This is a genomic window from Pseudofrankia sp. EUN1h, assembly GCF_001854645.1.
Lineage (GTDB): Bacteria > Actinomycetota > Actinomycetes > Frankiales > Frankiaceae > Pseudofrankia > Pseudofrankia saprophytica.
The window spans coordinates 1-17,949 of record NZ_MBLN01000058.1 but is presented as its reverse complement, the minus strand read 5'-3'; the positions used below and the strand labels follow the sequence as shown (position 1 = coordinate 17,949).

Genomic DNA, 17,949 nt, shown 5'->3' with positions numbered 1-17,949 from the left:
CGTCGTGCGTGACCGCGTTCGCTGTGGTGCTCGGCCGATGGCAGATCGACCCGGCGCGCCGGGGGATGCGGCGTACCAGTTGCACAATCAATCAATGGTGCCGAGAGGGGTACTGGGGCGCTGTTGGCAGTAACGAGGCACGGCCGAGAGCACGCAGTCGGGCAGTCACCTGATCGCAGGCAGAAGGTTACTGCTCATCAGTATTGAGTGTCACCATTTCTGTGAATCCGCTCCGGATGATTTGTCTTTTATCGGTGGAACCTGGGCGAAACAGGCCCAGTGCGTCCACCGGCCGGCCGCCGCGCACTGCCCGGAGATCGGTCCTCTCGCAGTGGCGAGCCGCCTGGCGGAGCAGGCGGGTCTGGCCGAGGTGGGTGGCCGTGTCACGGCTCATGGGGTGCGCCGCGCCGTGTCGTCCGGCCTGGACGAGCAGGATCCGACCGAGGACGTCGATCGCGCTGTCGAGAACGCGATCGTTGCCTGGCTCCGCCCGCACACGGGCCAGGTGGAGATACTTCAGGGTTTCCAGGGTGTCCGGGTGACGGTCTCCCAGGACCAGCGCACGGTGATCGTGCAGCACCTGCAGGAGCGTGACCGCCTGCGGACCGTGCCCGGCGAGGACGAGCATCTTCCCCTTTGAGTGCCGGGCGTCGAGGGCATCGGGGTGGTCTTCGCCCAGCTCGTGTGACCGGTTGATGATGACGCCGTCATACCCACCGGCTGACTCACGGGCCAGCCCCTGCCGTCCCAGCAGCCAGGCGTGCCTGCAGTGCAGATGCCAGAGGTCCGGGGCGTTGGCGCCCTGCCGCTGGATCTCGCGGGCCTGCAGGGCACGAAATCCCGTGTCGGCCTCTCGCAACCGGCCGCCGCCGACCAGCGTCCAGAGCAGGAGCAGAGCCGTCCTCGAATCCTCCTGGCCGAACACCCGCCGTTCGTCCTCGCTCAGCCGACGCAGCAGTGACCAGGCCCGCCGATGGTGGCCGAGCTCGGACCAGGCCCCGGCCCGGGCACGCCGCAGCTCGAAGGCGGCGGGATGGTGGGAACCGAGGGACACCAGATGCGGGGCGGCGGCCTCGATCAGACGCAGCGCGCCACGTTCGTCCCGGGCCGCCACCAGTGCCTCCGACACCGTGGCGACCCTAGTGAGGACCGTCGCGGACGCTTCCTCGTCGAACGTCCCGGCCGGGCAGCGAGCGAGCAGGTCCCGCAGCCGCGCGATGACGACGCCGGGCTCCTCCCGACCCCCGCGGTCCATCATCCGCAGGTCGCAGGGGGAAGCCACCAGCGATCCGGAGGCGCTCAGAACGCTGTCCGCGGCTCGATGGATTCCGCGGCCCTGGACCGTCGCCGGTCCGGCGGGCCACCGACGTGGGGTGTCGACGTCGGCGGCTCCCACGGTCGGGGAGGACCCGTCGGGCGCGGGACCTGCGCCTGGCCGCGCGGCGGCGTCGTCGGCCGCGGGCAGGCGGACGCCCCGCGAGGCGGGAGGCGCCGTGGGCGAGGCGACCAGGTCACCGGTCGGCGGGCTGGGACGCCCGACGGCCGGGTCCCGGTCGTCGGGCGAGGAAGCGGGCCCCACGGCCGAGGAAAGGATCGCCGCCAGCCCGGCCTCGACGTCGAGTGCCGCGGTGAGTGCCTCGACGAGCGCGGCGTGCTCGTCGACCAGCCGGCGGTCAAGGCCGGGTTCGCGGTCACTGGTCATCGAGGGCCATCTCCTTCATCGGCGAGCTGGGACTTGAGGGAACGGCGGGCCTTGGCGAGCGCGGTCCGGACGGCTTCCGGGGTGATGCCGAGCTCGGCGGCGATCTCCGTGGGGGTGAAGCCGTCGAGCCACCAGGCCACCACCTGCCGCTGGCGAGGTGGCAGCCCGGTGACCAGGCCGAGCAGGTAGCGCTGGCCCATGACGGCGTCGATCTCTCCGGGACGGGGTGACAGCGGGGTGGGCTCGGGCAGGTCACCGACAGGTAGCTCGACCTGACTGGTTCGTCTCCAGCCATGGGCGTCATGTGCGGCGACCGTGCGGACATAGGCACGCGGATTGTCGACACGCTCCCAGCGGTCGAGCAGCGTGGTCATGGCCCGCTGGGAGATGTCCTCGACGTCGGCGGCTGGCACTCTCAGTGACCTCAGGAACGCCCACAGGCGGGGGAGTTCGGCTCGGTAGAACGCGCTGAACGCGGTCACCATCGCTGGGTCGTACCGTCCGCAACCGGGGCTGGATGGCGGACCTGCAGGTATGGCGGGGATGGCGACGTCCCTCGGGGCAGGGCGTTCGGTCACCACGACGGCTCTCAGTCATCCTGGGCCGGTGCCACGATCACGACGATGGCGGCGGACCGGACGAGACCGGCCACCATCTGTCTGTGTTCACGGTCCCGGCGTGTTTGCGCGCGCAGGCGCAGCGAGATCTCCATCAGCGTCAGCACTGGCMCGACAGCCACGGAGCAGACCGTCACCATCGCCATGTCCACCTTCGTCTCCCTTCGGAGCCGGGCACGTCGCCCGTCACTACCTAGAGCCTGGGAGGCGGGCTGGCGTGACCTCGTCGCCCCCTTCCTTCTGGTGCGGTCGGTGGCCACGGTGACGGGTGKACTGCCCTGGACCGATGGCGAACTAGGCAGTTCAGACTGCACAGGCTGAGCTTGACAGTCTGAACTGACGGTAATTACGGTCGTGGCCATGGCCGGGACGCGTGCGGACGACGCTGGCAGCGGGGGCGGGGAGGTCCTGGCCGAGTCCGCGGTCGCGGCGGCGCGGGACCTACGGGTGGTGTTCAGCCGGCTGCGCCGCCGGATGCGGGAGGTCGCCGACACCGACGGGGAGCTGAGCCCATCGCAGACCTCGGTGCTCACCCGGCTCGCCAAGGAGGGTGCCTGGACAGCGAGCGGGCTCGCGATTGCCGAACGGGTCCGGCCGCAGTCGATGGCCGCCACGATCGCCGCACTCGACACGCACAAACTGATCCGCCGTGACCCGGACCCAACCGACGGCCGCCGCCAGCTCATCACCCTGACCGACGCTGGCCGCCGCCGCGCCGAGGGCGACAAGGCAGCCCGGGTGGAGTGGCTGACGCGCGCGATGCACGACCACTACACCGAGGCCGAGCGGCAGACGCTCCTTGAGGCGATGACTCTTCTCGACCGGCTCACCCATCTGTGAGCACCAGCCAGGATCCCGCCCCGGACAGCCGCGCCGCCGTTCGCGGCCCTACGAGAAAGGGAGTCCATGACCGCCACCGCGCTGGACCCGAAGACCGCGCTCGTCGTCATTGACCTGCAGAAGGGCGTCGTCGGCAGGCCCACCGTCCCGCAGGCAGCGAGCGAGGTCGTCACCCGGACAGGGGCACTCGCCGACGCGTTCCGCGCCGCCGGCCTGCCGGTGGTGCTCGTACGCGTCTCGTTCGCCGCCGACGGGGCGGACACACCACCGGGCCGCACCGACGCCGGGCGCGGCATGGCGGCGATGCCCMGGCCCGCGGGGTGGGACGAGATCGTCGACGAGCTCGCCGGCCACCCGGAGGACCTCGTCGTCACCAAGCGCAACTGGGGGGCGTTCCACGGCACCGACCTGGACGTCATCCTGCGCCGCCGCGGCGTCACCCAGATCGTGCTCACCGGCGTCGCGACGAGCATTGGCGTCGAGTCCACCGCCCGCGCCGCCCACGAGCACGGCTACCACGTCACACTGGCCACCGACGCGATGGCGGACATGTCCGTCGAGTCCCACCGGCACAGCCTCCAGGTGATCTTCCCCCGCCTCGGCGAGACCGCCACCACCGCCGAGATCCTGGAGCTGCTCGCCAAGACGCACGCCTGATGGGGGCGCCACCCGCGGCCGACCCGGCCGCCGTCCCACCGATCCCGCCCACCGCGACCGCTCCCGCCCGGCCGGTGCCCGACCCCTACCGGTGGACGGCGCTGACGAACACCACGGCGGCCGTGTTCATGTCGGCGCTCGACGGCTCGATCGTGCTGATCGCGCTGCCGGCGATCTTCCGGGGCGTGCACCTGGACCCATTAGCCCCAGGCAACATCGCCTTCCTGCTATGGATGATCATGGGCTACCGGCTGGTGCAGGCCGTTCTCGTGGTCACCGTCGGCCGCCTCGGCGACATGTTCGGCCGCGTCCGGCTCTACAACGCCGGGTTCGCGGTGTTCACCGTCGCCTCCGTGCTCCTGTCGTTCGACCCGTTCGACAAGGCGCACGGGGCGACCTGGCTGATCGGCTGGCGGTTGTTACAGGCCGTCGGCGGGTCGATGCTGACGGCGAACTCGGCGGCGATCCTCACGGACGCCTTCCCCGCGGAGCAGCGCGGCTTCGCGCTCGGCATCAACCAGGTCGCGGCGCTCGCCGGCCAGTTCGTCGGCCTCGTCGCCGGCGGCCTGCTCGCCGCCTGGGACTGGCGGGCCGTCTTCTGGGTCAACGTCCCCGTCGGCATCTTCGGCACGATCTGGGCCTACGCCCGGCTGCGGGAGACCACGGAACGTGGCGGCGGCCGGATCGACTGGTGGGGCAACCTCACCTTCGGCGTCGGCCTGTCCGCGGTGCTCGTCGCCGTGACCTACGGCCTGCAGCCCTACGCCGGCCACACCATGGGCTGGACCCGGCCGCTGGTGATCGCCCTGCTCGTCGGCGGGGTCGCCCTGCTGCTGGCGTTCGTCGCCGTCGAGAACCGGATCAAGGCCCCGATGCTGCGCCCGGAGCTGTTTCGCAACCGGGCCTTCACCATGGGCAACATCGCCGGGCTGTGCGTGTCGATCGGCCGTGGCGGGATGCAGTTCATCCTGATCATCTGGCTGCAGGGCGTCTGGCTGCCGCTGCACGGCTACGACTACGAGGACACCCCCCTGTGGGCCGGCGTCTTCCTGCTGCCGCTCACGTTCGGGTTCCTCGTCGCCGGGCCGATCAGCGGCTACCTGTCCGACCGGCTGGGCTCCCGGGGCATCGCCAGCTCCGGGGCGGTGCTGTTCGGCGCCACGTTCGTCGGCCTCATGCTGCTGCCGGTCGACTTCGGCTACGTGCCGTTCGCGCTGCTGATCACGGTGAACGGGATCGCCAGCGGCATGTTCGCCTCCCCGAACTCCTCGTCGATCATGGGGAGTGTGCCGGCGCCGCAGCGGGGCGTGGCGTCGGGGATGCGCGCGACGTTCCAGAACACGGGGACGGCGCTGTCGATCGGGGTCTTCTTCTCCCTCATGGTCGCCGGGCTCGCGGGCAGCCTCCCGCGGGCCCTGTCCACGGGGCTCACCCAGCAGGGCGTGCCGGCGGACGTGGCCACCCAGGTCGGGCACCTGCCACCCGTCGCGTCGCTGTTCGCCGCGCAGCTGGGGTTCAACCCGGTCGAGCACCTGCTCCCGGCCGGCACGCTCGCGCAGCTCACCCCGCGACAGCGGCAGGCGCTCACCGGCCACGAGTTCTTCCCCAGCCTGATCTCCGGCCCGTTTCACCAGGGCCTGGTCGTGGTGTTCGCCGTCGCCGCGGTCCTCGCCCTGGTCGCCGCCACCGCCTCCGCGCTGCGCGGCGGCCGCCCGGCGGCCGTCCCCGCTCTCCCGGCCGGGCCGGCTGGCCCGGCCGGGGCGCGGGAGCCGGGCCAGCCGGAGACCTGTGTCGAGCCGGACGGCACGGTGGGGACCCCCATACGTTCAGACAGCGAAGCGTCGGCCAGGGCACCCGACCGTCGATCTATCGACTGAACGTAGCAGCAACGCTACCGTGAGTGCCGTTCGCTCGTGGTCGGTCTCGCATGCGGCGACTCCGGCGACCTCGCTCTCCAGACACAGGCAGGTGCCCGGATGCCGCCGTACACGATGACCGGAGCAAACCCACCCACCCTCGGCCTCTCGGCCGTGGTCCTCGGGCTGGCGGCCGTTCTTCTCGTCGGGTGCGGATCGTCAGATGAGACCGGGCCGGAGAGAGGCCCCGACCCGAAGGTGTCCGCGTCCGGCGGAACGCCAACGCCGACTCGAGGTGGCAACCCGCCTGCCAGCGCCACCGGGGCCAGCCAGGYACCCGCGCCGGCGAGAGCGCCCGGGCCCGAGGGAGGGGCCGGAGAGAGCGGCGACGTCCAGCCGCCCTTGCCAAAGGGCTCAATGACGCAGACAGGACGAACCTCGTTGGATCCTTTTCCCACGCAGACGCAGTCCACGTCGACCGCCCCTGGCCCCGTTGGCTCTTCCTCAGTGGGCTGACCGCTGGTGACGGGCCCGGGCACGCCGCCCGCCTCCAACACGCGGGACATCGGCGCGGTCGTGGAACTGGCAGCGAAGGTCCTCACGCCGGTCTCGGTAGCAGCGGCACTGCTGACCTACTTCGGCTACGTGCGGACGACCACCGTGTACAGCTACTTCGGTGTCGACGTCGGGACGCTGGGGTTCGGAACCTTCGACTATGTCCAACGCAGCCCTTCGGTGGTCTTCCGACCGGCGGCGCTGTTCCTGCTGGGCGCGCTCGGCTGGTACTGGCTCTACCGGGGCATGGACATCCTGGCCGGACGCCCGGACGCCGCCCGCTACCTGCGCTACGTTTGCGCCGTCACGCCGCTGCTGATCGCGGCAGGCGTGACGGCCGCGGGCTTCGGGGCACTGGCCGCCTTCGTCTCACCGCTGCCGGAGCAGACCCGGCTGCCGCTGAAACAGCTGCTACCGCCGCTGGCACTGGGTATCGGCGTCCTCCTGACGACCTTCGGTATCCACTTGCGGCACCGATGGATCGCGACTCCGGCCACCTTCCGCCAGGCCGACACCGTCCAACGAGGTGCGGCGGTCGGCGTGCTGATCCTCGCGGCGTTCTGGGCGATGGGCAGTTACGGCGCCCTGCAGGGCGAGGCGATCGCCGAAAGGATGACCCAGCACCTGTCCAACCAGACGACGGGGGTGGTCGTCTACAGCCGCGACCGGCTCTATCTGTCGGGCTACGGCACCCGGATGGACCTGCTGGACCAGCCGGAGTCGGCCTACCGCTTCCGATATTCCGGGCTGCGGCTGTTGGTGCGAACGTCCAAGAGCTACGTGCTGCTACCCATGGGGTGGTTTCGTACCAGCGGCGCACCGGTGTTCGTCATCCCTGAGAACTCCGGGATCCGCGTCGACTACCAGGCCCTGACGTAAGTCCTGGGATTCGGCCGTGCGGAAGGACTGTCCGCACCGCTCGTGGCGGCGCGGGTCACCCAAGCCACGCGCCTCGCGACGACGCGCAACCGCAGCGGGCGATACGCGGCGGCCACGTCCTTCGCCGTACCTGAACAGGTCGGCGCCGAGCGGGTGCGCGGTGCCCCCGCGCCGCGCACCCGGCCGGACGGGATCAGAGCACGGAGACCTTCGCGCCCTGCCGGCCCAGCTGCGCGCTCGCCGCCGCCCGCGGCTTCTCGCCCCGGCGGAACGTGACCGCCACGGTGTTGCCCGCGGCCGTCGAGCCCTGGGCCCCCACGACGACCCGCACGGTGCCGAGCCGCGCCGGCCGGTTCGCGTTCGCCGAGGTCAACGCTGAGATGTCGAGCGTCGTCCCGGCTGGCACCGTCACCGTCACGTGGGTCACCGCGTCCGTCCTCAGTGGGAAGACGCCGACGACGGTGCCGGCCGTGACGTCGCGGACCAACACGGCCCGCGCTCCCGCCGGCAGCGAGGCCGGCGTGATGGCGATGTCCACGCGCACCTGCTGACGGGCCGGGCTCGCCGACACCACCGCCGGCCGCGCCGCCGGCGACGCGGTGGCGGCGCTGGCGGGCAGCGCCGCCACGCCGACGACCGCCGCCCCGGCCAGCGTCACGGAAATGGTGCGACGAACATTCCTGGAAATACGCACAGGGCTTCCTCTCGGCATGCAAATTGATAATTCACGCCCGGCCTTCCGGACTCCCTTCAGCGGCCGGGCCGAAACGTTCTTCCTCTGCGTTTCCCCAGCTCAGCCGCCTGGCCGTCAGGCTAGTTCCGCTCCCTGTGCCGAAGCCGTGGGAATCCTGTGCACGCATGAGAGAACCCTGTGGAGGGCCTGTATCGCATTTTCCGCGCCGCCACGCGTGACCTGCCAGGCACGGGACGGCGTGGGTCTGACAGGATGGCCGCACAGCGAGGACATACCAACAGGCGGATCTCGCCGGCCGGTCGTCACCGGCCATGGCCGGCAGCTGTACGTACGTGACGTCATCGCATCGGAGCGGTCCACGATGATCACCTGGCGGCGGCTCGACGAGTCCGACTTCGCGTTGCTGCGGGGATGGCTGGAGCGACCACATGTCGCCCGGTGGTGGAACCACGAGACCACGGCCGCCGCGGTCCAACGCGACTTCGGGCCCGCGGCCCGCGGCGAGGAGCCGTCGGAGGACTTCCTCGCCCTGCTGGACGAGCGGCCCATCGGGCTGATGCAACGGTGCCGCATCGCGGACTACCCGGAGGATCACGACCAGCTGGCACCCATCGTCGACGTTCCTGCGGGCGCCATCGGCATCGACTATCTGATCGGTGAACCCGACCAGATAGGGCGTGGCCTGGGCCCCGACATGATCACATCGATGATCCTCAGAATCTGGTCGGACTTCCCCGAGGCCACCTGCGTCATGGTGTCGGTGGTGGCGGCGAACCGGGCGTCATGGCGGGCGCTGGAGAAAGCCGGGCTGCGGCGGGTCGGGCAGGGAGCCATCGCACCGGACAACCCCATCGACGACCCACTGCACTACGTCTACCGCATAGACCGGCCCTCGACGCCCTGATCGAACATCACGGCCTGGCTCGAACACCGGCATCCCCGCCCAGACCCCCGCTCACGCCGACTGCCGGGGGCCGTCGGGTCAGCCTGTCGGCTCGGCCGCTCGGTCTACGGGAGTCGCCAGTCGACGGATTGGGCCCCCTGACGGAGCAGGAGGTCGTTGGCGCGGCTGAACGGCCGGGAGCCGAAGAAGCYGCGGTCCGCGGAGCGGGGTGACGGGTGGGCGGACTCGATCGTCGGGGTGTCGGCCAGAAAGGGCCGCAGGCCGCGCGCGTCGGCGCCCCACAGGATCGCGACCAGCGGCTTGCCCCGGCCGGCCAGGGCGCGGATCGCCTGCTCGGTGACCTCCTCCCAGCCCTTGCCCCGGTGCGAGCCGGGCTGGCGCGGCGCCGTCGTCAACGCCCTGTTCAGCAGCAGCACGCCCTGCCGGGTCCACGGCGTGAGGTCACCGTTCGAGGGCGCCGGCACGTCGAGGTCGGCACGCAGCTCCTGGAAGATGTTCTCCAGGCTGCCCGGAAGCCGGCGCACCTCGGGTGCGACCGCGAAGCTGTACCCGATCGCCATTCCCGGGGTCGGGTACGGATCCTGCCCGACGATGAGTACCCGGACGTCGTCGAAGGGCTGCTGGAAGGCCCGCAGGACGTTCTGTCCGGCCGGGAGGTAGCTACGCCCCGCCGCGATCTCCGCGCGCAGGAAGTCACCCATGGCCGCGATCCGTTCGGACACCGGTTCCAAAGCCTGTGCCCAGCCTGGCTCGACAAGTTCCCGCAGCGGTTGCGCCGACATGGCTGATCACCCTACCGGCGCCGCCCGCGGCCCGAGGCGGTGGCCCGGTGGTATTTCCCTTCCTTCTGGAGGGGAATACCACCCCGAAGGGTCCCGCGGACGTCGTAGGTAGGCGAGAGGTCAGGGGCCGGTCTCGGGATTGACCGTGGGGGACGGGCTGCTGCTGGAGACGGGCTGTCCGAGCTTGGTCAGGGCGGTGCGGGCGAGGTCGATCAGGCCGGGACGGGCCGCGTCGGGAGTTTCGGAGGCGACGGTGACCGACAGGTCTCCGACCTTGCCGTCACCCAGCAGGACCGTCCACACGGAGGCGTAGGTGAGGCCGCCGACGCTGAGGGCGGTGCCGTACTTCGCCGCGTCCCCCAGGTCGGAGACCGGCTCCGTCGTGCTGGACTTGTACAGGCTGCCGGCGACCGAGGCGTCGAGCTCCTCACCGGCGGACCTGTTCTCGCCGGGCGAACGGACATCGACGGTCAGCAGCCCGACCGGAACCGCCCCGTCGGTGAACGCGCAGGTCAGCACGGTCCGGTCGGAGCCGGTCGGCGAACCGCCCATCGGGGTCAGCGTCACCGACCCACGGCCCGCGACCCGCTGCACCGACGCCGCGTCGACCAGGTCACAACCCGACGCCGGCATGGCGAACGGGCCCTCGCTCGTCGTCGTCGGTCCGCCGGGCGTCGCCGTCCCCGACGGGCTGGTTCCCGCGCCATCTGACGTGTCGCTGAGGGGGTCGCAGCCCGCGACCGCGAACACGGCACACAATGAGACCGCCGCTGCCGTTATCGTTCGGCTCCACATGTCGGCCCCTTCACCTGGGTCGATCTGACTGGTGTGCGCGGAAGCGCCACCCTGTCACCCGGGTTGCCCGATTCAGCGCTTCTATAACGCCTGTCCGTCAGGTGTCATGCGCGGGGAGCACCGGTCTCACCGGCCGTCGAAACCACCGGTGCCAGGACGACCAGTCGGTGACGGCCGAGGAGGACGGACTCCGGACACCCCTCCAGGCCTGGCGCCACGCCAGCCTCATGATCGCCGCAGGCGTGTCGTCGCGGTCGCGATCTGACCGGATTCGCGACCGCGACGACACGGTGCCGGCGATCTACCGTCGAGGCAAGTTCTTGACCGAGTGCAAATTCGTTCGTCAAGCTACGCACCATGACCAGAAGCAAGATGAGCCTCGAAGAGCGCGTGCAGTTGCTGGAGGACCGGGAGGAGATCCTGCAGAGCCTGATCGACTACGGCGAGCTGCTCGACACCCGTGACCTCGACGCCTGGGCCGAGCTCTGGGCCGAGGACGGCGAGTTCGAGATGAGCACGGGCCGGACCGCCCGCGGCCGAGCCGCGATCAAGGAGATGCTCGCCGCGGTGATGGCGAAGAACCCGCCGGCGGTGATCCACATGGAGATGAACCCCCGGATCACCATCGACGGCGACACCGCCAGCTCCACCATGCTCTACGGAGTCGGCCGCACCCAGGACGACGGGCTCACGCGGGTCGTCTGGTTCGGGCACCACTACAGCCGGCACGTACGCACGCCCGACGGCTGGAAGATCCAGCACCGCCACAACACCGTGGATCTGCCGGAGACCGGCCACCCCTGAGTCGGCGGCCAGGACGGTGCCGCCCGTCGCCCCTGCTAGAGGCTGCGGGCGGTGATGTCGCCGTGGGCGGTGGTGGCGCGGATGTCGAGCTCGGCGGTGCCGTTGTTCTTGAGGGTGTTGCTGGTGCGGCCGTGGCCGGTGCCGGCGTCCAGGGTGGCCGACACGCCGGCGGCGGCGGCGACCGAGATGTCGCCGGACTGGGTGCGGAGCACGACCGTGCCACGCACGGCCTCGGCGATCCGGATGCCGCCCCGCGTGGTGCTGATCTGCGCGGGGCCACCCAGCCGGCCGACCTCGACGTCGCCGTCGATCGCGGTGAGGCGGACGCTCGCGGCCTCGTCGATCTTGATGTGACGGTATGCGCCCTCGAAGGCGACGTCGCCGAGGCGGCCGACACCGCGCAGCTCGCAGCTGGCGGTCTTCGCCTCGACGCGGGAGCCGGCGGGCAGCTGGACGGTGACCTCCAGGGATCCAGGCGAGCCGAACAGCTGCTTCCCGGACTCAGGGGCGTGGATCCGCAGGACGCCGTCGGCGTAGGCGACGGTGGCCTGCTCGGCGGCCTGGACGTCGCGGCTCCTGGAGGGGTCGGCGGGCAGGACCTCGACGGTGGTGTCGGCGCGGTCGGCAGCGATGAGCTGGATGCGTCCGGCGGGGATGTCCAGGACGGCGGAGATCGGGGCGGGGGTGTCGAACTTCTGCATCGTGCTCTCCCGTGCTCGCTCGTGGTTTCTGACACCGCAAACGCTACGTTGCTTTCCGAGTATCGGCAACACGATCGTTGCATCAGATCTGCATTTCCGCAGGTAGATGGCAGTTAATCGTTGCAACTACCTTGTCGCAAACGCAACGACCGCTCGCCCGATCATTGCAATGGATGGGAAGTGAACGCTATGGTGGGGCGGTAGGGACCACCACGGGGGACCACCAGGGAGATCGCGATGCCGGGAGGCAGGCTCACCCAGCAGGAACGCCAGCGGATCGCGCTGGGGCTGGCCGACAGCCTCCCCTACGCCGAGATCGCCCGGCGCCTCGACCGCCCGACCTCGACGATCACGCGTGAGGTGCTGCGCAACGGCGGCCCCACCGCCTACCGCGCCGACCTGGCCCACCGCGCCACCGAACGCCGCGCCCAGCGGCGCGGGCCGGTCTCCACCCACGGGACGGAGTCGGCCCCTCAGCCGCACGGACGCGACGCCGGGGCCGTGGCCGAGTACGAGGAGACGCTCACCACCGTCCTCATGGCCTCGGGCCTGTCCAAGATGGCAGCCCGGGTGCTGACCTGCCTGTTCACCGTCGACGCGGGCAGCCTCACCGCGTCCCAGCTCGCCCAGCGCCTCCAGGTCAGCCCGGCGTCCATCTCCAAGGCGATCACCTTCCTGGAAAGCCAGAGCCTGGTACGCCGGGAGCGTGACGAACGCCGCCGCGACCGCTACATCGTCGACGACGAGCTCTTCTACCAGGCGACGATCGCCAGCGCCCGATCCAACGACCAGCTCGTCGAAACCGCACGCAAGGGCGTCGCCGTCCTCGGCCCCCACACCCCAGCCGCCGCCCGACTKGAGAACATCGCCCGCTTCCTCGACTTCATCAGCGAAAGCATCACCCGCGCCGCCGAACAGGCCCGTGAGGTCCTCCACACCAAACCCGAGACAACCACCGCCTCCACGCCTACCCAGGGCATTGGGTAATTCGGCGAGGTCCTCGACCTGCCCATTGTCGCCAGCTGAGCCAACGGCACGTGGTTCATCCCGTTCATCCGCTGTCATAGGGTTGGCGGCATGGCACTGCGACTTGTCCAGGTGAATTTCAAGGCTCGGGATGACGCGGCGCTCGGCCGGTTCTGGGCGGAGGCGCTCGGCTGGGGTGTTTCCAGCGAGGGACCCGGTGTTACCAACATTGAACCCGTGGGCTTTGCCTGGCCGGACCCTGTCGCGGTCTGCGTCGATGTCGTCACCGTCCCAGACCCCGAAACGGTGAAGTACCGCGCGCACATCGATCTCGCCACCACCTCCGTGGCCCATCAGACGGAGTTGATCGCGCGCCTGAAGGACCTCGGCGCGACGGCCGCCGACGTCGGCCAGGGCGACGTCCCATGGGCGGTCCTGGCCGACCCGGAGGGCAACGTGTTCTGCGTGCTGGAGCCTCGGGAGATCTACCGGGACACCGGGCCGATCGCCGCGGTGGTGGTCGACTGCGCGGATCCGCGCGCCATGGCCCGGTTCTGGGACGAGGCGCTGGACTGGACCCTGCACGAGGTGACCGACGATCACGCGCGCCTGCGCTCCACCGAGGGCGTCGGCCCGTATCTGGAGTTCCTCCGTACACCCGATACGGAGACCGTGAAGGGCCGCGTTCATCTCGACCTGCTGCCGTACCCCGGTGACGACCAAGCGGCGGAGGTGGCCCGGCTGAAGGCCCTCGGCGCGACGCCCGCCGACGTAGGCCAGGGTGACGTCCGATGGACGGTCCTGGCCGACCCGGAGGGCAATGAGTTCTGCGTCCTCTCCCTCGCCTCCCTCACCGACGTCAAGGATGCCAACGCCTGAGTCCACGCCGTCCACGCACACCGCGGCGATCTCCCCATCAAGCCAGAGATCAGCTCATGTCACAGGCAGCTGGGCTGTCTCGTCTCGGGCATCGGAGACGGACTTCGGGAGCGGGCAGGTGATGGACGTGCGGGTGTTCGGGGCAGGTGAAAGCGGGGTCCCGGGACGGCCAGGAGCTGGCATGACCAGGACCGAGGAGTTCGAGGAGCTACGGCCGCTGCTGTTCTCGATCTCCTACCGGATCACCGGCAGCGTCAGCGAGGCCGAGGACGCGGTCCAGGAGACCTGGCTGCGTTACGAGACCTCCCCGGCGCAGCCCACGTCGACCAAGGCGTTCCTCTCGGCCGTGGTGACCCGGATCTCGATCGACGTGCTGCGCTCGGCCCGCGTCCGGCGGGAGGAGTACGTCGGGCCGTGGTTCCCCGAGCCGCTGCTGACCGACCCCTACCAGGACCCCGAGCGCTCGGCGGAACTGGCCGACTCGGTGTCGATGGCGGCCCTGGTTCTCCTCGAACGGCTCAGCCCGCTCGAACGCGCGGTCTTCGTGCTGCGGGAGGTGTTCGCCTTCGGCTTCCCCGAGGTCGCGGCGGCCATCGAACGGTCGGAGGCGGCGTGCCGCCAGCTCGCCGTGCGGGCACGCCGCCACATGGACGCGGGCCGACCCCGCTTCGAGGCCGACCGGAAGGAACGCGAGGAACTCGCCGAACGGTTCTTCGACGCCTTCCGGGTAGGGGACGTCGACGGGCTGCGGAAACTCCTCGCCGCCGATGTGTTCATGATCGGTGACGGTGGTGGCAAGGCCCCGCAGTGGAAGCCCGGCTTCCATGGCGAGGCCGTGGCCCAGGTGCTCGCCATGCTTGCCCCACCGCTGCTGCGGATCGGCGGCGTCGTGGAGTCGCGTGAGGTGAACGGACAGCCGGGCGCGATCTTCCGTGACCGGGACGGCAAGGTCCTCAGCACCATGACGCTCGACATCCTCGACGGGCAGATCCAGACGATCCGTACGGTGATCAACCCCGACAAGCTCGGGCACGTGGGGCCCGTCGCGGATGCCTGGGCGGTCTTCCGCGAGGCGAGCCAGGCTCGTCCGCTCACAGACTGACCGCACGAGCCGACCGCGCCCCAGACCAAGCGGGCCGGGCGCGGCGGCCGGCGGCGACAACCTGCCGGGCCAACCAGGAACCAGGCAACGGCAGATTCAGCGCGCCCAAACGAAACAGGAGAAGCAGACATGATCAGGACTGGCATCATCATCGGCAGCACCCGCCCTGGTCGCAGCGGCGACAAGGTAGCCCGGTGGGTACGGGACCTGGCGGCCGAACACGCGGGCGACGCCGCGGACTTCGAGCTCGTGGACCTGAAGGACTACGAGCTGCCGCTGCTCGACGAGGCCATCCCGGCGCGCATGGCGCCGGGCCGGCAGCCGCACACCCGGCGATGGGCCGAGCGGATCGGCTCGTACGACGCCTACATCGTCGTCACGCCCGAGTACAACACCGCCCCACCCGCCGCCCTGACCAACGCCATCGACTACCTCTACGCCGAGTGGGGCGGCAAGGCCGTCGGCTATGTCGGCTACGGCATCTTCGGCGCGGTCATGGCGGTACAGAAGCTGCGCGCGCAGGCGGGCCAGCTGCGGATGGCGGACATCGGGCCGCAGGTGGCGCTGTCGCTGCGCGAGGACTTCGTGAACTTCGCCGACTTCCGGCCGCAGGAGCCGCAGGCAGCGCAGCTGCACGGCCTGGTCGACGAACTGCTGGCGTGGGCGCAGGCGCTCCGTCCACTGCGCACGGCTTCCCCGGCCGCTGCCTGAACGGCCGAAAGCCCAGCTCCCGCATCGTCCAAGCAGCTGTGGGAAAGGACTGGACGGGATGATGCTCGGGCTTGTAGCTTGCGACTGGCCGCGACACCGCCCGAGGAGGTGAGACCCATGAACGCTGTATCGATGTGGGTGCTCCCCCTTCCCGTCACGGTCGGGCGATTGACATAGGTGTCGCCGGGAGCGCCTCGCCAACAGGGCACTCCCGGGAAGGCAACACCTATGCACTCTCTGCAGTTCACCGCCGCGCCGTCGCCGAACGACACGGTCGAGCGCGACCCCACCATCAGCGACGTCCCCGGACTCTGGTCGCCGGCCTCCGGTGCCGAACGCGCGCCTCTCCAGTTCGACGTGATCATTGCCGGGTGCGGGCCGACTGGCGCCATGCTGGCCGCCGAACTGCGGCTGCACGATGTGCGGGTACTCGTCCTGGAGAAGGAAACCGAGCCCGCGTCGTTCGTCCGCATAGTCGGGCTGCATATTCGCAGTATCGAGATGATGGCAATGCGCGGACTGCTGGAACGCATTCTCGAACGCGGAAGACAGCGTCCGGCCGCCGGTTTCTTCGCCGCCATCACCAAACCCGTGCCCGAGGGCCTGGATTCTGCGTACGCCTATCTGCTGGGCATCCCGCAGCCGGTCATCGTTCACCTGCTCGAAGAGCATGCGATCGAACTGGGTGCGCAGGTCCGGCATGGTTGCGCGGTGGCCGGCTTCGAGCAGGACGACGAGGGTGTGACCATCGAGCTGGCCGACGGGGAACAGCTGCGTTCGCGCTATCTCGTCGGCTGTGACGGTGCGCGCAGTACGGTGCGCAAACTGCTCGGCGTCGGCTTCCCCGGCGAGCCCTCGCGGACCGCGACGCTGATGGGCGAGATGCAGGTGGGTGTGCCGCAGGAGGAGATCACCGCCAAGGTGGCGAAAATCCGCGAGACCAACAAGGCACTCAGCCTCGGACCCTTCGGTGAAGGGGTCTATCGCGTCGTAGTCCCCGGCGCGGGAGTCGGCGATCGCACGGAACCGCCCACCATCGAGGATTTCAAACAGCAGTTGCGCACCATCGCCGGAACCGATTTCGGCGTGCACTCCCCGCGCTGGTTGTCCCGCTTCGGGGATGCCACCCGGCTGGTTGAACGTTATCGGGTCGGACGGGTGCTGCTGGCCGGCGATGCGGCGCACATCCATCCGCCCATCGGCGGACAGGGCCTCAACCTGGGCGTTCAGGACGCATTCAACCTCGGCTGGAAACTGGCCGCACAGATCCGCGGCTGGGCGCCGGAAAAACTGCTGGACACCTACCAGGCCGAACGTCATCCGGTCGCCGAGGACGTGCTGGACAACACCCGCGCCCAGATGGAACTGCTGTCCACCGAACCGGGCCCGCAGGCCGTGCGCAGGCTCCTCACCGAACTGATGGACTTCGACGAGGTGAACCGCTATCTGCTCGAGAAGATCACCGCGATCGGCATCCGCTACGACTTCGGCGAAGGCCCCGACCTGCTCGGCCGCCGCCTGCGCGACATCGACGTCAAACAGGGCCACCTCTACGGTCTGCTGCATCGCGGCCGCGGCCTGCTGCTGGATCGCACCGAACGCCTGACCATCGGCGGCTGGTCAGACCGGGTCGACTACCTCGCGGATCCCACCGCGGTACTGGATGTTCCGTGCCTCCTGCTACGCCCCGACGGCCACGTCGCCTGGATCGGCGACGACCAACGGGACCTGGACGACCACCTCTCCCGCTGGTTCGGCAAGCCCGCCACGTGATTTCGCCTGAGCAACCGAAGGCGAGGGGAGTCGCTCAGGCCGGCCGGTGACATCCAGCAGCGCGCCGCTCCCCGTCACCCATCAGCGAGGGCACCGAGCGGCATGAATTTCGCCGGCTGCTCGTCGGCAAGGAAGTCCATGAGTATCTGGTTCAGCAGCGCGGGCCGTTCCACCGGAAGGGCGTGCGAGGCGCAGGGGACGACGGCGAGCTGCGCGTCGGGCAGTGCACGGGCGACGGCCAGGCTGTGCTCGATCCGCACCGCGTCGTCGTCCCCCTGAAGCACGAGGACGGGCATGGCCAGGTCGCCGAGCGCGGCCAGTTCGATGTCCGGTTCTCCCCGCCACATGGCCGAGAGCTTGTCGAGAAACACCGGGAGATGGTCCGGGCCGTCCGGGGACGTCAGCGCGTAGCTCGGCCCGAAAATCTCGGCCAGCGACACGGCGGGAGTCTCGATGAAGGCCTTCGCGGCCGCCGTGGCACCGTCACGGGTCAGGTACTGGCCGATCAGCACAAGCTTGCGCACGAGGTCGGGGCGGCGTAGAGCAACCCGCACACCGACCAACGCGCCGTCACTCCAGCCGACCAGACGCGCCGGCCCGATGTGCAGGCTCTCCAGGAAAGCGATGGTGTCGCCGGCCATCGCCTCCGTGGTGAACGCCCCTTCGACGTCTGGCGTATGGCCGTGGCCACGGCGCTCCGGGACGTATACCCGGTACCGCTCCGCGAGCGCC

19 protein-coding genes are annotated in these 17,949 nt (G+C 70.2%); 11 read left to right on the top strand and 8 right to left on the bottom strand.

The features are described from left to right. Positions 1–187: 187 nt before the first annotated feature. The 3 genes from BCD49_RS20360 to BCD49_RS43175 form a co-directional block, all read right to left on the bottom strand. Complete coding sequence (locus BCD49_RS20360) at positions 188–1,702, bottom strand: hypothetical protein (protein ID WP_007517767.1); 1,515 nt, start codon at positions 1,700–1,702, stop codon at positions 188–190. Then, the gene (locus BCD49_RS20355; protein WP_007517769.1) at positions 1,699–2,187 is read right to left on the bottom strand and encodes an RNA polymerase sigma factor; all 489 of its coding nucleotides are present in this window, start codon (positions 2,185–2,187) and stop codon (positions 1,699–1,701) included. The genes BCD49_RS20360 and BCD49_RS20355 overlap by 4 nt, the downstream gene beginning before the upstream one ends. 104 nt (positions 2,188–2,291) lie before the next feature. Continuing rightward, a complete protein-coding gene (locus tag BCD49_RS43175; RefSeq protein ID WP_131803525.1) occupies positions 2,292–2,471 on the bottom strand; it encodes a hypothetical protein in 180 nt (59 codons plus the stop codon). Between the two features lie 208 nt (positions 2,472–2,679). Here BCD49_RS43175 and BCD49_RS20350 point away from each other — a divergent pair, with 208 nt between their 5' ends. From BCD49_RS20350 to BCD49_RS20335, 4 genes are all read left to right on the top strand, one after another. Then, positions 2,680–3,159, top strand: a complete 480-nt coding sequence (locus BCD49_RS20350) for a MarR family winged helix-turn-helix transcriptional regulator (RefSeq protein ID WP_007517772.1) — start codon at positions 2,680–2,682, stop codon at positions 3,157–3,159. 66 nt (positions 3,160–3,225) lie between these two features. Beyond that, complete coding sequence (locus BCD49_RS20345; RefSeq protein ID WP_007517774.1) at positions 3,226–3,816, top strand: isochorismatase family protein; 591 nt, start codon at positions 3,226–3,228, stop codon at positions 3,814–3,816. Beyond that, a complete protein-coding gene (locus BCD49_RS20340; protein ID WP_007517776.1) occupies positions 3,816–5,693 on the top strand; it encodes an MFS transporter in 1,878 nt (625 codons plus the stop codon). Before BCD49_RS20345 ends, BCD49_RS20340 begins: the two co-directional genes overlap by 1 nt. Positions 5,694–6,194: 501 nt before the next feature. Beyond that, complete coding sequence (locus tag BCD49_RS20335; protein ID WP_007517778.1) at positions 6,195–7,106, top strand: hypothetical protein; 912 nt, start codon at positions 6,195–6,197, stop codon at positions 7,104–7,106. A 193-nt stretch (positions 7,107–7,299) separates the two neighbouring features. Here the strand turns inward: BCD49_RS20335 and BCD49_RS20330 are convergent, their stop codons facing one another. After that, a complete protein-coding gene (locus BCD49_RS20330) occupies positions 7,300–7,800 on the bottom strand; it encodes a hypothetical protein (RefSeq protein ID WP_007517780.1) in 501 nt (166 codons plus the stop codon). A 361-nt stretch (positions 7,801–8,161) separates the two neighbouring features. Between BCD49_RS20330 and BCD49_RS20325 the strand changes: the two genes are divergently transcribed. After that, positions 8,162–8,704 (top strand): GNAT family N-acetyltransferase, encoded by a 543-nt coding sequence (locus BCD49_RS20325; protein ID WP_007517782.1) that lies wholly within the window; start codon positions 8,162–8,164, stop codon positions 8,702–8,704. 104 nt (positions 8,705–8,808) lie between these two features. Here BCD49_RS20325 and BCD49_RS20320 read toward each other — a convergent pair whose 3' ends face one another. Together BCD49_RS20320 and BCD49_RS20315 are read right to left on the bottom strand one after the other, a co-directional pair. Next, the gene (locus tag BCD49_RS20320; RefSeq protein ID WP_071041785.1) at positions 8,809–9,486 is read right to left on the bottom strand and encodes a uracil-DNA glycosylase; all 678 of its coding nucleotides are present in this window, start codon (positions 9,484–9,486) and stop codon (positions 8,809–8,811) included. Between the two features lie 120 nt (positions 9,487–9,606). After that, positions 9,607–10,236 (bottom strand): hypothetical protein, encoded by a 630-nt coding sequence (locus BCD49_RS20315; protein ID WP_063630162.1) that lies wholly within the window; start codon positions 10,234–10,236, stop codon positions 9,607–9,609. A gap of 402 nt (positions 10,237–10,638) precedes the next feature. On the opposite strand from BCD49_RS20315, the gene BCD49_RS20310 reads away from it, so the two are divergent. Further along, complete coding sequence (locus BCD49_RS20310) at positions 10,639–11,085, top strand: nuclear transport factor 2 family protein (RefSeq protein WP_007517787.1); 447 nt, start codon at positions 10,639–10,641, stop codon at positions 11,083–11,085. Between the two features lie 35 nt (positions 11,086–11,120). Here BCD49_RS20310 and BCD49_RS20305 read toward each other — a convergent pair whose 3' ends face one another. Continuing rightward, positions 11,121–11,786: a DUF4097 family beta strand repeat-containing protein gene (locus tag BCD49_RS20305; protein ID WP_007517789.1), complete on the bottom strand. Its 666-nt coding sequence runs from the start codon at positions 11,784–11,786 to the stop codon at positions 11,121–11,123. Between the two features lie 237 nt (positions 11,787–12,023). Between BCD49_RS20305 and BCD49_RS20300 the strand changes: the two genes are divergently transcribed. The 5 genes from BCD49_RS20300 (at position 12,024) to rox (ending at position 17,217) form a co-directional block, all read left to right on the top strand. Next, positions 12,024–12,773, top strand: coding sequence for a helix-turn-helix domain-containing protein (locus BCD49_RS20300; RefSeq protein ID WP_007517791.1), 750 nt, complete (start codon positions 12,024–12,026; stop codon positions 12,771–12,773). Positions 12,774–12,863: 90 nt separating this feature from the next. Then, the gene (locus tag BCD49_RS20295; RefSeq protein ID WP_007517793.1) at positions 12,864–13,631 is read left to right on the top strand and encodes a VOC family protein; all 768 of its coding nucleotides are present in this window, start codon (positions 12,864–12,866) and stop codon (positions 13,629–13,631) included. Positions 13,632–13,812: 181 nt separating this feature from the next. Further along, the gene (locus tag BCD49_RS20290; protein WP_007517795.1) at positions 13,813–14,733 is read left to right on the top strand and encodes an RNA polymerase sigma-70 factor; all 921 of its coding nucleotides are present in this window, start codon (positions 13,813–13,815) and stop codon (positions 14,731–14,733) included. Between the two features lie 129 nt (positions 14,734–14,862). Beyond that, positions 14,863–15,444: an NADPH-dependent FMN reductase gene (locus BCD49_RS20285; protein ID WP_007517797.1), complete on the top strand. Its 582-nt coding sequence runs from the start codon at positions 14,863–14,865 to the stop codon at positions 15,442–15,444. A gap of 228 nt (positions 15,445–15,672) precedes the next feature. Next, positions 15,673–17,217 carry a rifampin monooxygenase gene (gene rox / locus BCD49_RS20280; RefSeq protein ID WP_007517799.1) on the top strand — a complete coding sequence of 515 codons (1,545 nt, stop codon included), beginning with the start codon at positions 15,673–15,675 and terminating at the stop codon, positions 17,215–17,217. A 74-nt stretch (positions 17,218–17,291) separates the two neighbouring features. Here rox and BCD49_RS20275 read toward each other — a convergent pair. After that, a partial coding sequence (locus tag BCD49_RS20275) for an alpha/beta fold hydrolase (protein ID WP_071041784.1) occupies positions 17,292–17,949 on the bottom strand: 658 nt, incomplete at its 5' end.